The organism is Saccharothrix sabaoui (assembly GCF_051756985.1).
In the GTDB taxonomy this organism is placed as follows: domain Bacteria; phylum Actinomycetota; class Actinomycetes; order Mycobacteriales; family Pseudonocardiaceae; genus Actinosynnema.
In genome coordinates this window covers 1-13,124 of record NZ_JBPKJK010000213.1, presented here as the reverse complement: position 1 = coordinate 13,124, position 13,124 = coordinate 1, and the positions used below count along the sequence as shown (strand labels likewise).

Genomic DNA, 13,124 nt, shown 5'->3' with positions numbered 1-13,124 from the left:
CCGCTGGTCAGGGCCCGCGGCGAAATGTGAGACCCTGGTACCACACGGCCCTCACCGGGGCTGTTCGCCCACGGTTCCCCAGGATTCGCCTGTGGCCACCGGCCCGAGCCCGGCAGTGGACGCCTCCTCGTGCTCCCGCTCGTTCCACCGCTCCCGGTGCGACCCGCACCGCACGGCCGGCTCCACTGACCTCACGGGGGACCCCATCAGCGTTTTCACCACGATGCCGCACCCGGTCCACTCCCCCCGCGTGCTCGCGGACGTGTACGGACCCGGCGTCGCCGTCGCCTCGCGCCCCGCCCTGGAGCCCGACGCGCCGGTGGGCGAGCACCGCACCACCCGCGACTCGCTCTCCGCCAGGCCCGTCGCGGTCGCCGCGGACACCCCGCTGATCTCCAGCGCCGGCGGCACGGGCCCCGAACTGCTGGCACTGCTGCGCGACGGCGGCCTGCCGGTCGGCACGGACCTGCGCGAGTTCCGCAGCGAGGCCGGGTTCGCGGCCCGCGTGGCCGAGGCGCTGTCCGACGGCCTGCTGATCGCGATGGAGTACCCGCAGCCGGTCGCGCTGTGCCCGGACGACCGCGCGGTGAAGACCGCGCGGCTCGTCGGCAGCCTGAACAACAAGGCCGGCATCGACACCCTGGTCGACGCGCGCTTCCGCGCGCGGCGCACCGTCGTGCCGCGCGGTCACCTGGCCGGGGCGACGCCGGTCGCCGAGTCGTGGGTGCTCAAGGCCGCCACCGACGACGCGCACGGCGCCAGCCTCGACGTCTACCTCCACGAGGCGGGCGAGCGGGTCGCGCTGCCGGCGTTCGCGGGCCTGGTCGACCGGTTCGTGGTCGAGGAGTACCTGCACATCCGGCGCAACTGGGGCATCCAGCTCTACGTGGGCCCGGACGCGGTGGCGCGGCTGCTGGCCGTCACCGAGCAGCGGGTCGACGAGGCGGGCGTCTACGTCGGCGGGCGGTTCGGCGGCGTCGCACCGCCGCCGGCCGAGCTGCTCGCCGAGTGCCTGGCGGTCACCCGGCGCGCGGCCGAGGCCGGGTACCGGGGGCTGTGCAGCCTGGACTGCGCCCAGACCCGGGACGGCCGGCTCGTCCTGCTGGACCTGAACTTCCGGATCACGGGCGGGTCGATCCCGTTGCTGGCGCTGCGGTCCGTCCGGCCCGACGCGCTGGACGGGTACGCCGAGTCGGTGAAGCTCGCGGTCACCGCGCCGATGGCCGACCTGCTGGCCGAGCTGCGCCCGGCGCTGGCGGCCGGCGGCCTGCTGGTCACCTCGGGCCACGACACCACCCGCACCGACAGCCGCGTGCGGCAGAGCACCGTGCAGCTGCTGGTCCACGGCGACGACCCGGACGACGTGGCCGCGCGCCGCCGCGCCCTGGAAGCCACCACCACCCCCTCCTGACCCGCCACCCCCGAGAGTCCAACCCCCAGACCCCGAGAGTCCAACGCTCAGGACCCGCGAGTCCTACGCTCGCGACCCGCGAGTCCTACGTTCGCGACCCCTGAGTTCTACGCTCGCGAACGGAGAGCCCAGGGGCGCGAACGCAGAACTCAGAGGCCCTGAACGTAGAACTCGGAGGTCCTGAGCGTTGGACTCTCGGGGCTTGAGCGTTGGACTCTCGCGGGTCAGGCGGTCAGGCGGTCAGGCGGTCAGGCGGTTGGCGGCGGCACGGGTGGCCGCCCGCCGCACGTCCCAGAGCGCGCCCATCCGCCGGTACAGCCCGACGGCCTCGTCCAGCGCGACCGCCGCCTCCTCCGCACGACCGGCGCGACCCAGCAGCACGGCGTGGTCCTCCCCCGCCTGCGCCAGCTCGAACAGCCGGCCGACCGAGCGGTAGCGGGCGACGACCCGCGCCATGCCGTCCGGGTCGTCCTCCAGCAGCGCCCGGCACCGCAGGGCGGCGGTGGCCGCGCGCAGCGGACGGGTCTCCCGCGCCGCCTCGACCTCGCACGCCTCGACGGCGGCGCGGGCGGTGGCGCGGTCGCCCTCGTCCAGGGCGAGCCGCACCAGGTCAGGCAGCCACTGGTGGCGCAGCATCATCTGCGCGTACTTCGCGTCCAGCATCCCGCCCAGCACGGCCATCGCCGCGACCGCGTCACCGCGCCGCGCGCACGCCATCGCCTGCGCCGCCACGAGGAAGTCGCAGTTCTCCCGGTCGGCGGCGGTGGCCAGGGGCAGGTTCAGGCCGGCGTCGAGGTGCCGGGTCAGGGCGGCCTCGTCGTCGCGGTGCGCGGCGACCAGCGCGCCGACGCCGTGCAGCAGCAGCACGGGCCCGCCCTCGCGCAAACCGAACCCGGTGAACTCGGGGTCGGCCAGCACACCGTCCACACGCGACACCGCGGCGTCCCACCGCCCCAGCCAGAAGTCCTGCACGGCGCTCGCCACCTGCACACCCGCCGCGGGCGCGCCCAGGCCCGCGATCTCGGCGGCCAGGGCGAGGTCGGCGTCGGCGTCGGCGAGCCGGTCCAGGCACTGGAGCGTGAACGAGCGGTTGTCCAGCAGCACCAGCCGCAGGTCCGACAGCGACAGGTCGGTGCCGACCAGCGCCAGCGCACGGTCCAGGTGGACGACCGCGCCCGAGTAGTCCCGGCGCACCGCGTCGACCTGCCACAGCACCTCCAGCGCCTGGCCGATCGCGAACCGGTCGCCGGACGCCTCCCCCAGCGCGACGGCCTCGCGCGCGCTGTCCGCCGCCCGCTCCAGCTCGCCGATCCCGGCCCGCTGCACCAGCGCGACCAGCGACACCAGCCGCGCCCGCCACACCGGCGGCAGCGCGTCGTCGGCGAGCGCGTCGGCCAGGATCGCCAACGACTCCTCGGCGCGCGACGCCCGGTACGGCACGTACGCCAGCACCCACCGCGCCTGCGCGGCCAGGTCCGGGTCGCGCAGCAGCGGCAACGCGCGCCGGGCGTGCGCCTCGGCCTCGGCGTCCCGGCCGATCCGGAACAGCACGCCGGCCAGGTGCGCGGTCAGCACCGCGCTCCGCGCGCGGTCGCCGGGGTCCACGGCCGGGTCGACCTCGCGGCGCAGCAGCTCGACCGCGACCAGCGGTGCGCGGGCGGCCAGCACCGGGGCCGCGCCGACGAGCCAGTCCGCCACCCACGGCCCGGCCGGTCCCCCGACCGCGAGCAGTTGGCCCGCGACGTGCTCGACGGACGCCCCGGTCCCGGCCAGCGCCTTCGCCGCCTGCTGGTGCAGCGCGACCCGCAGCGCCAGCGGCGTGCCCTCGTACAGCGCCTGCCTGATCACCGGGTGCCGGAACGCCAGCCGCACGCCCGCGTCGCGCAGCACGCCCGCCGTGATCGCCTCCTCCACCGGCCGCACGACGTCGGTGACCGGCCTGCCCCACACCGCGGCCACGTCGCCGACGGTGAACTCGCCGCCGAGCAGGGCGGCCCAGCGCAGCACCTCCCGGGTCGGGTCGGCCAGGTAGTGCAGGCGGCCGGTGACGGCGGAGACCAGCGAGCCGGGTGCCCGGTCGAACGACCCGGCGGGCACGTCGGCCGTCCCCGAGTCCACCCGCACCACCGCGTCGCGCACCAGGGCGTCGGCGATCTCCCGCACGTACAGCGGGTTCCCCGAGGCGCGTTCCACGACGCGGCGCAGCCCCGGCCCGGCGGGCGCGCCGACCAGGTGCCCGGTCATGGCGGCCACGGCGTGCTCGTCCAGCGGCGCGAGGTCGACCAGCACGCCGGACGGCGGGTGCACGTCCTGGCGCAGCCGCCGCACGTCCGCCCGGTGCGGCACCGGGCGGGCCGCGCCGACCAGCAGCAGGGGCAGGCGCGCGGTGAGCCGGCACAGCCGGTGCCACAGCACGACGCTCGCCTCGTCGGCCCAGTGCAGGTCGTCGAACGCGACCACGACCGGCCCTTCCGCGCACCACGACGTCACCAGGGACACCAGCTCGTCCAGGGCGGCGGACACGTGGTCCGCGCCGCCCGGCACGGCCTGGCCGGCGTGCGGCGTCGCCCGGATCGTCGCGCGCCGCGGGTCCGCCGAGTCCGGGGTGACGTCCAGGCAGTCCATCGCCAGGCCCAGCGGGAAGCCGCGGCCCAGCTCCTCGGCGGCGGCGTGGGCGACCCGGTGGCCGGCCCGCCCGGCGCGCGCCAGGACGGCGGCGACCAGGGCGGACTTGCCGATGCCCATCTCGCCCTCGACCCACAGCTGCCCGCCGCGCCCCTCGCCGAGGGCGTCGACCAGCGCCTCGGCCGCCGCCAGCTCGGCGGTCCGGCCCACGAGGACGGGCGGGGCGGCGACGGCCTGGCGGGTGGCGACCGGCACGGCCAGCGCGGGGTCGTCGGCGAGGATGCGGTCCCGCAGCCGGCGCAGCCGGGGGCTCGGCTCGATGCCCAGGTCGTCGACGAGGACCCGCCGCACGTCGCGGTAGACGTCCAGCGCGTCGGCGTTGCGCCCGCACCCGACGAGCGCGCGCATCAGCAGCCCGCGCGGCCCCTCGCGCAGCGGGAACTCGGCCACCAGCGCGGTCAGCCCGGCGATCAGGTCGGCGTGCCGGCCCAGCACCAGGCCGGCCTCGGCGCGCAGTTCGACGGCCGCCACCCGCAGCTCGCGCCACCGCGTCCGCTGCGCGTGCGCGAACGGCCCGGTCAGGCCGGCCAGCGGCTCGCCGCGCCACAGGGCCAGCGCCGAGTCCGCGGCGTGCAGCGCGCCGTCCGCGTCGTCGGCGGCGAACCGCTCGCGCGCCAGGTCGACGTGCCGCTCGAAGAGCACCGCGTCGACGGCCCCGGGCTCGACGTGCAGCCGGTAGGCCGACCCGGTCGAGGTCAGCACCCGCCAGGCCGCGCCGCGGGCGCGCCCCGGTTCCAGCGCCCTGCGCAGCGCCGAGATGTGGGTGTGCAGGTTGCCGACGGCGCTGCCCGGCGCGTCGGCGCCCCAGACGCCGGCGACCAGCGCGTCCCGCGGGACGACGGTGTCGGGCGTCGAGGCGAGCACCGCCAGCACCGCGCGCGGCCGTGCCGACCCGAGGTCCAGCTCGGCGGCACCCGACCAGGCCCGCACCGGCCCGAGCAGTTCGACGCGGACCTCGTTCTGCTGAGCCGACATGCGCGACGCTGCCCCCTCCACCGTTCCCGCCGCCCCCAACCGTAGCGGTGGGGGCGGCGCGGTGGACGGACCTACTCGCAGCCGACGCCGTCGCCGTTGGCGTCCAGGTCGTACACGTCGGGGCCGATGACGGTCACCGGGCCGGTCACGTACGCCGGGCCGTTCCCCTTGCCGGGCCGGCAGTCCACGTCCGCGGCGATCGGCACGCACGGCGTGTAGCTGGCGTGGCAGCCCTGCTGCGGGGCGACCGGGGCCGGGGCCGGGGCCGGCTGGGGGTTCGGCTGCGGCTGCGGCTGCGGCTGCGGCGCGACCGTCGTGGTGGTGGTCGTGGTGGTGGTCGTCGTCGTGGTGGTCGAGGCGGTCGTGGTCGTCGTGGTGGTGGGCGCGGTCGTCGTCGTGGCGCGGGTAGCGGTGGTGAGGTCGGCCGCGCCGGTGGGCGTCGACTCCTTGTCCGCCAACGCCCCGATGAGCACGAACACGAACACCACGGCCGCCGCCGCGATCCACACGGGCCGGCGCGAGAGGCGGGTCCGCGCGGCCACCGGGACGGCCGGGGCCGCGAACACCGCGGTCGGCGGTTCGAGCGGCACGACACCGGTCGTGTCGCGCGGCAGGCGGAGCACGACCTCCAGCCCGCGCACCCCCGCCTTCACGACGGCCTCGCACCCCGGCCGCGCGCCCCGCCCGGTCACCTGGGCGACCAGCCCGGCGTAGCGCTGCGACATCAGGTGCGTCAGCTCCCCGACCCGCCGCCCGTCCAGCCGCACCTCGACGGCCCGCTCCCCCCGGTGCCTGCCGGACTCGACGGCGCACCACGCCAGTTCGGCGACCACCCGCCGCTCCCGGCCGGGCGCCACGGCGTAGCGGGCCAACGCGTCCTGGTGGTGCTCCTCGCGAGTCACCGTCACGGTCACCTCGGCCTGGAGCACGACCAGGCCGTCCGACGAGTTTTCGATCACTGCGCGCTCCCGGGAACGACTGAACGGGTGTAGGCCGTTCATCGCAACGTGCGACACCGCGTTACCGGCGACTACAGCGCGCAGCGGACCTGTGACCGCCGGATGAACTGCATCACCGGATGATGCGAACGGGTCGTCACACCACCCGGAGCACGTGCTTGCCGCGGACGCCACCGGCTTCCATCGCCCGGTGCGCGGCCGCGGCGCCGGACAGCGGGTGGACGGTGTCGATGACGGGGGCGATCGAGCCGTCCTCCACCAGCGCGGCCAGGTCGGTGAACAGGTCGGTGCGCGGGTTGCCGCTGAAGAAGCGCACCCGGCGCGGGCCGAGGGCCGCGGACGCGAGCAGGTAGGCGACGTCGGCGGCCGAGCGGAACGCGATGGCGACCATGCGACCGCCGGGGCGCAGCAGGCGGCGGTAGGCGCGGGCGCCGCCGCCGTGGGTGTCCAGGACGACGTCGAACGTGCCCAGCTCGGCCGGGTCGGTGCGGTAGTCCACGGCGGCGTCGGCGCCCAGGGAGCGGGCGAAGTCCAGGGCGGACGCGGACGCCAGGGCGGTGACGTGCGCGCCGTACGCGCGCCCCAGCTGCACGGCGACGTGCCCGACGCCGCCGGTCGCGCCGCGCACGAGGAGGCGTTCGCCCTCGCGCAGCCGGGCCGCGTCGCGCAGCGCGGTGATCACCGTGGTGCCGACGCCGGGCAGGGCGGCGGCCCGCACGAGGTCCAGGCCGGCGGGGCTGGGCGCGAGCTGCCGGGGGCGGACGGCGACGTACTCGGCCGCGCTGCCGAACGTGCCGCGCGGCAGGGCGCCCCAGACGGGCGTGCCGGGGTCGAAGCCGGGGCCGGAGACGACCTCGCCGGCGAAGTCGACGCCCGTGCGCTTGGGGAAGCGCGGCCCCAGCACGAGCTTCAGCCCGCCGGCGCGGGCGGTCGCCTCGCCGCCGTTGACGCTGGCCGCGTGCACGCGCACCAGCACGTGACCGGGTTCCACCACCGGGTCGGGCGCGGTGCCCTCGTAGAGGACCTCCGGTGGTCCGTACCGGTCGAACAGCACTGCCCTCATCCGCCACGCCTCCGGGTCAAGTGGAAAGCACCTTCCACTTGACGCTAACACGGTAACCGGAGAGGGCCTTCCACTTGCCGTAAAGTGAGAAGCATGGACGGTCGGACCACTCGGTTGCGCGTGGACGCGCAGCACAACCGCGACCGCGTCGTGGCCGCCGCGCGGGAGGCGTTCGCGGAGCAGGGCCTGGACGCGTCGATGTCCGGCATCGCCCGCCGCGCGGGGGTGGGCGTCGCGACCCTCTACCGGCGCTTCCCGACCAGGCGGGCCCTGGTCACGGAGGTGTTCGCGGAGCAGTTCCACGGCTGCACGTCCGTCGTGCACGACGCGCTGGACGACCCCGACCCGTGGCGCGGGTTCTGCCGCGTCGTCGCGGAGCTGTGCGAGATGCAGGCCCGGGACCGGGGGTTCAGCGCGGCGTTCCTCAGCGCGTTCCCCGACGCCGTACCGGTGGACGAGCAGCGCGCGCGGGCCTGGGAGGCGCTCGCCGCGCTGGTGGCCCGGGCCAAGGCGGCGGGCGACCTGCGCCCGGACTTCACGCCCGACGACCTCATCATGGTGCTGATGGCCAACAACGGCCTGGTCACCGGCTCGGTCGAGGCGGCGGTGGCCGCGTCGCGGCGCCTGGTCGCCTACTTCCTCCAGGCGTTCCGCGCGCGCGGCCCGCTGCCGCCGCCGACCCCGCTCGGCCTGCGCGACGTCCTGGGGTGACCCCCGGGCGCCTCAGCCCTGTTCCTGCTCCACCTGCCGGTTCCACTCGCCCTTGGACGACTGCCAGCCGTCCTCGTCCGCGCCGAGCCGCCAGTAGCCGGAGATCGACATCCGCTCCTTCGCCACGCCGCGCTCCAGCTTCAGGTGCCCGCGCAGCTCCTTGACCATGGTCGCCTCGCCGTGCACGAAGACCTGCACGGCCCCCTCGGGGAACTCCAGCGCCCGCACCGCCTCCACGACCAGCCGACCCCGCGGGCCGCCGGCGCGGTGCAGCCACCTCAGGTCCACCTCGCCCGCGCTGCGCACGACCTGCTCGTCGTCCGGCCCCTCGACCTCGACGAGCACCGTCGCGCGGGCGCCCGGCGGCAGCGCCTCCACGGCCGCCGCGATGGCGGGCCACGCGCTCTCGTCGCCCGCGAGCAGGTGCCAGGACGCCTCGGCGGACGGCGCGTACCCGCCGCCGGGACCGGCGAAGTGCAGCACGTCCCCGGGCTGGGCCTTCGCGGCCCACGGGCCGGCGATCCCCTCGTCGCCGTGCACGACGAAGTCGATCGTCAGCTCGCGCGCCGCCGGGTCCCACGCCCGCACGGTGTAGGTGCGGGTGCGCGGCCACCGCTCGCGCGGGAACGACGCGCGCACCTCGCGCAGGTCGAACGGCTCGGGGTAGACCACGTCGGGCAGCGGGAAGACCAGCTTCACGTAGCTGTCGGTGAACGGCCCGGTCGCGAACCCGTCCAGCCCCTCGCCGCCGAGCACCACGCGGACCATCTCCCGGGCGAGCCGCTCGGTGCGCACCACCCGTCCGTACAACGCCATGTCCTGTGCTCCACTCGCTCCGCTCGATCGGTCACCCCAACCGTACGCGCGGCCGGGATCGATTCGGTGGCGACGGAATCCCTGGTCCTCGGCCCGCTGGAGGTCCGGCACGGCGGGCGGGCGGTCGCGGTGCCCGCGGGCGAGGCCCGGGTGCTGCTCGCGACGCTGCTGCTGCGCGCCGGCGGGGTGGTCGCGGTCGACGCCGAGGACCTCGACCTGCGCCGCTTCCGCGCCCTGGCCGGCGAGGGCGGGCACGCCGAGCTGCGGGCGCTGACCCGCGAGCACCCGTTCGACGAGCGGTTCTGGGCCCTGCTGGTGCGGGCGCCGCACCGCTCGGGGCGCACCTCGCGGCCGGCGACCCGGCGGCGGCCCGCGCGGCGTGGCACGGGTCCCCGGCCGTCCTCGACGCCCTGACCCACCCCCGGGGCGGGGCGGGTGCGGGCCAAGCTCTGACGCCGTACCGCCGTACCGCCGTACCGCCGCGCCGCCGGGCCCGTCGCGGCGTCACGAGGTGACGGCCAGGCCCTCCGGTTGCGTGCCCACGGGCACGGTCGCCAGGACGGTCGCGGACGTGGGGTCGAGCAGGGTCATCACGCCCGCGCCGGAGTTGGTCAGGTAGACGTGGCTGCCGTCGGGGTTGGCGGCCATGCCCTCGGGCAGGCGGGCGACCGGGACGGACGGGCCCACCGGCTCGCCGGAGGGGCTCAGGACGGAGACGGTGCCCGCGCCCGTGTTGGCCACGTGCACCCGGCCGCGCGGGGTGACCGCCACGCCCAGCGGCGCGTTGCCGACCGGCGTGGTCCTGGCGGGGCTGTTGTCGTCGGCGTCGATGACGGTCACCGAGTTCGACCCGGTGTTCGCCACGTACACCCGCTCGCCGTCCGGGCTCACCGCGACGCCCGCCGGGTACAGGCCCACGGGGATGGTCGCGATCGGCTTGTGGTTGCCGGTGTCCAGGACGGTGACGCTGCGATCGCCGTTGTTGGTCACGTAGACGCGCTTGCCGTTCGGGCTCACCGCGGCGGAGTGCGGGAAGCGGCCCACCGGGACCTCGCGGACGGGCTTGTTGGTCGCGACGTCCACGACGGTGACCGAGTTGGAGCCGAAGTTGGTCACGTAGGCGTGGGTCGGGGTGACGGCCACGCCGTACGGGTTGCGGCCGACCGGCACCGTGGCGACCACCGCGTGACCGCGGACGTCGAGCACGGAGAGGGTGTCGGCCTGCTCGTTGGTCACGTACACCCGCTCGCCGCCGGGGGCGGTGCCCACGCCGACCGGGTACCGGCCGACCGGCACGGTGGCGACCACCTCGTTCAGGCGCGTGTCGAAGACCGTCACCGAGTCGGAGCCGCTGTTGGCGACGAACACCTTGACGCGTGACGGGTAGAAGCCCGCCGACGCCTGGCAGGGTGTCAGCAGCGCGGTGACGACGAGCAGTACCACCCCCGTTCGAGTGAACCACTCTCGGGGAAAAACCAACCTGGAGTAGAAAATGATCTTGGACGACACCCTGCTCATGACTTTCCTCGTCTAGGGACTTGTAGCGGTCAGCGCCGCGGCCTAACGCGAAAGAACCTCTACGAGCTGGCTTTTAGCCCTCCACTCGCGAGTGCCGGCAAGCGTGGGTCTTCGGGTGGGACCCAACCGCCGCCGACCGGACACCTGACACTATTGGCCTAGTGGATGGTTCCGCAGAGTGAGGAACGCACGATTGCCTCGTCGGGGTGAGAAACCCCGCTGACAGGGTGACCACCACCGCCCGCCGGCCACCGGCCCGGGCCGGCGGGGTGCACGCGAGCACCCCCGACCGGAGCGCACTACGCTCCCCGCATGGCGAGGTACTTCGACGTGCACCCGGTGAACCCGCAGCGCAGGACCATCGACCAGGCGGTCGCGCTGATCAAGGCGGACGGGCTGATCGCCTACCCCACGGACTCCTGCTACGCGCTCGGGTGCCGGCTGGGCAACAAGGACGGCCTGGACCGCATCCGGCAGATCCGCCACCTCGACGACCGCCACCACTTCACGCTCATGTGCCGCGACTTCGCCCAGCTCGGCCAGTTCGTGCACGTGGACAACTCGGTGTTCCGGGCGATCAAGGCGGCCACGCCGGGCAGCTACACGTTCATCCTCCCGGCGACCACCGAGGTGCCGCGCCGCCTGATGCACCCGAAGAAGAAGACGGTGGGCGCGCGCATCCCGGACCACCCGGTGGCGCAGGCGCTGCTGGCCGAGCTCGGCGAACCGCTGCTGTCGAGCACGCTGCTGCTGCCCGACCAGGAGGAGCCGCTGGTGCAGGGCTGGGAGATCAAGGAGCGCCTGGACCACGTGGTCGACGCGGTGATCGACTCCGGCGACTGCGGCACCGAGCCCACCACGGTGGTCGACTTCTCGCAGGGCGAGCCCGAACTCCTCCGCGTGGGCGCGGGCGACCCGTCCCGCTTCGGCGGCTGAACCCGGGGCGCGGACCGGGCACGACAGCGGTCCGCCACGTCGCATACTGTTTTCCGGTGCAGTCGCCCACGCCGCCGGACCGGCCGCCCGCGCACGCCGCGCGCGGCCCGTGGACCGACGCCCGCGGACGGGGGTACGACCACTCCGCCGCCTACTACGCCTCCGACGACGAGCTGCTGTCCGCCGCCGTGCCCTTCCTGCTCGACGGGCTGGCCCTGGGCGAACCCGTCGTGGTGTCGCTCGCGCCGGAGCGGGCCGGGTTGGTGCGCGCGGAGCTCCCCCGAACGGCCGGGGTCGTGTTCACCGAGACCGACGACCTCTACGCCCGCCCCGCCTCCGCGATCAAGTCCTACCGGGAGCTGATGGCCCGGTTCGTGGCGGGCGGCGCGCGCGGCATCCGCATCGTCGGCGAGATCCCGCCGGCGGCGCTCACCACCTCGTGGGACTGGTGGGCCCGCTACGAGTCGGCGGTCAACCACGCCTACGACGACTTCCCGCTGCGCAGCATGTGCGCCTACGACACCCGGACCACGCCCCGGCGCGTGCTCGACGACGTCGCCCGCACCCACCCCCTCACGGCCGCCCCCGGCGGCGGGCGGCGGGTCGACGACCGCTACGTCCCGCCGCCCTCCTTCCTCGCCGAACCGCGACCGCCGGCGCCCCTCCCGATCCAGTCCGCGGCGCCGCTGGCCTCCCTGGTCGTCACCACGTCCGCAGGCGCCCGCCAGGCGGTGCTGGACGTCGGCGGGCCGGGACTGCCCGAGGCGGAGTGGGAGGACCTGCTGCTGTCGGTCAGCGAGGTGGTGACCAACGCGCTGCGGCACGGCCGGCCGCCGGTCCGGCTGGAGGTGTGGGCCGACCGCGACCAGGTGGTCGTCAGCGTCCACGACACCGGCGACGGGCCCGCCGACCCGTTCGCGGGCCTGGTGCCCGCCCCGGGCCGCGACCTCGGCGGCCTGGGCCTGTGGCTGGTCCACCAGCTGTGCGCGCACGTCGCGCTCCACCGCGACGGGACCGGCTTCACCGTCCGCCTGGCCGCCGGCGACCCGCACGGCCTGCGCCGCTCCTGACGCCCGGCGGGCAGGCCGACCCCCGACACGCGGCGAGCACCCTGCCACGACGCCCGACAGGCAGCCCGATCCGGACGCCCGGCGGGCACCCAGGTCCAACGCCGTTGCCGCCGATCAGAGGTATGGGAGCGTTCCCAGAGCCGTTAGCTTCCCCTTCTGCCCCCTCAGCGCAGAAGGAGCCCCACGTGCGGAAGCGGTTGTCATCGGCGGCGCTCGCCGTCCTGTTCTCAATCATCGCCCTGCCGGCCGCCGCGGCCGGGCCCGCCGACCACCGGGTCGGCACGTGCGACCGGCCCGGCCTGCTGTTCTGCGAGGACTTCCAGCGCGTGCCCACCGGCGCGGGCACCAGCCTGCGGTGGGGGGTCGACACGAGGAACGGCTCGCTGGAGGTCGAGCGCGACCGGCGCGGCCAGAAGGTGCTGCACGTGCGAGCCGAGGGCAACGGCCGCGCGTTCCTCAAGGTCGACGACTTCAGCGCGCCCGGCAACAGCTACTGGGGCCGCGTGCGGGTCAAGGTCGAGGAGTTCCCGGCCCGGCCCGACTGGGCGCACTACACGCTGGTCGAGACCACCGGCGACGGCCCGGAGGTCGTGCGCCCGCTCGGCGGCCAGTACGTGCCCACGCTCGACCGGGCGCTGTGGGGCGTCGGCGCGGACGGCGGCCCGACCGGCGACTGGACGAACTGGCGCGAGTCGGCCCCCTCCGAGGCGGGCCGCTGGCAGTGCGTCGAGTGGCGCGCGGACGCGTCCGACAACCGGGTCGAGCTGTGGTTCGACGGCGTGGCGAAGCCCGACCTCACCGTCTCCACCCGCGAGCACGGCGGCAACCAGGTCGACTTCCTGTTCCCGCGCTTCGACACGGTGAAGATCGGCTGGCAGCTGTACCAGCCGAACGAGGGCTCCTACGACCTCTGGTACGACGACATCGCCCTCGGCTCGCGCCGGATCGGCTGCTGAGGGCGGGAGGTCTCGAGCATCGCG

General features: G+C 75.7%; 11 protein-coding genes. 6 read left to right on the top strand and 5 right to left on the bottom strand.

Annotation, left to right across the window (positions count from 1 at the left end):
* The first annotated feature begins 250 nt into the window (after window positions 1-250).
* Window positions 251-1,411, top strand: a complete 1,161-nt coding sequence (locus tag ACR807_RS37850) for an ATP-grasp domain-containing protein (protein WP_438926333.1) — start codon at window positions 251-253, stop codon at window positions 1,409-1,411.
* A gap of 240 nt (window positions 1,412-1,651) precedes the next feature.
* Here the strand turns inward: ACR807_RS37850 and ACR807_RS37845 are convergent, their stop codons facing one another.
* The 3 genes from ACR807_RS37845 to ACR807_RS37835 all read right to left on the bottom strand — a co-directional run bounded on the left by ACR807_RS37845 (window position 1,652) and on the right by ACR807_RS37835 (window position 7,093).
* On the bottom strand, window positions 1,652-5,071 hold the full coding sequence (locus tag ACR807_RS37845; RefSeq protein ID WP_438926332.1) for an ATP-binding protein: 3,420 nt from the start codon (window positions 5,069-5,071) through the stop codon (window positions 1,652-1,654).
* Window positions 5,072-5,142: 71 nt separating this feature from the next.
* Window positions 5,143-6,030, bottom strand: a complete 888-nt coding sequence (locus tag ACR807_RS37840; protein ID WP_438926331.1) for a hypothetical protein — start codon at window positions 6,028-6,030, stop codon at window positions 5,143-5,145.
* A 136-nt stretch (window positions 6,031-6,166) separates the two neighbouring features.
* Window positions 6,167-7,093, bottom strand: coding sequence for an NAD(P)-dependent alcohol dehydrogenase (locus tag ACR807_RS37835; protein WP_438926330.1), 927 nt, complete (start codon window positions 7,091-7,093; stop codon window positions 6,167-6,169).
* Window positions 7,094-7,186: 93 nt separating this feature from the next.
* On the opposite strand from ACR807_RS37835, the gene ACR807_RS37830 reads away from it, so the two are divergent.
* The gene (locus ACR807_RS37830) at window positions 7,187-7,804 is read left to right on the top strand and encodes a TetR/AcrR family transcriptional regulator (protein WP_438926329.1); all 618 of its coding nucleotides are present in this window, start codon (window positions 7,187-7,189) and stop codon (window positions 7,802-7,804) included.
* A 12-nt stretch (window positions 7,805-7,816) separates the two neighbouring features.
* Here ACR807_RS37830 and ACR807_RS37825 read toward each other — a convergent pair whose 3' ends face one another.
* Window positions 7,817-8,620, bottom strand: a complete 804-nt coding sequence (locus tag ACR807_RS37825) for a siderophore-interacting protein (RefSeq protein WP_438926328.1) — start codon at window positions 8,618-8,620, stop codon at window positions 7,817-7,819.
* Window positions 8,621-8,686: 66 nt separating this feature from the next.
* On the opposite strand from ACR807_RS37825, the gene ACR807_RS37820 reads away from it, so the two are divergent.
* On the top strand, window positions 8,687-9,034 hold the full coding sequence (locus ACR807_RS37820; protein ID WP_438926327.1) for a BTAD domain-containing putative transcriptional regulator: 348 nt from the start codon (window positions 8,687-8,689) through the stop codon (window positions 9,032-9,034).
* Between the two features lie 90 nt (window positions 9,035-9,124).
* Here ACR807_RS37820 and ACR807_RS37815 read toward each other — a convergent pair whose 3' ends face one another.
* On the bottom strand, window positions 9,125-10,063 hold the full coding sequence (locus ACR807_RS37815; RefSeq protein WP_438926326.1) for a YVTN family beta-propeller repeat protein: 939 nt from the start codon (window positions 10,061-10,063) through the stop codon (window positions 9,125-9,127).
* A 387-nt stretch (window positions 10,064-10,450) separates the two neighbouring features.
* Here ACR807_RS37815 and ACR807_RS37810 point away from each other — a divergent pair, with 387 nt between their 5' ends.
* The 3 genes from ACR807_RS37810 (at window position 10,451) to ACR807_RS37800 (ending at window position 13,100) form a co-directional block, all read left to right on the top strand.
* Window positions 10,451-11,074: an L-threonylcarbamoyladenylate synthase gene (locus ACR807_RS37810; protein ID WP_438926325.1), complete on the top strand. Its 624-nt coding sequence runs from the start codon at window positions 10,451-10,453 to the stop codon at window positions 11,072-11,074.
* 56 nt (window positions 11,075-11,130) lie between these two features.
* Window positions 11,131-12,144 carry an anti-sigma factor RsbA family regulatory protein gene (locus ACR807_RS37805; protein ID WP_438926324.1) on the top strand — a complete coding sequence of 338 codons (1,014 nt, stop codon included), beginning with the start codon at window positions 11,131-11,133 and terminating at the stop codon, window positions 12,142-12,144.
* A 185-nt stretch (window positions 12,145-12,329) separates the two neighbouring features.
* Complete coding sequence (locus tag ACR807_RS37800; RefSeq protein WP_438926323.1) at window positions 12,330-13,100, top strand: hypothetical protein; 771 nt, start codon at window positions 12,330-12,332, stop codon at window positions 13,098-13,100.
* Window positions 13,101-13,124 lie beyond the last annotated feature (24 nt).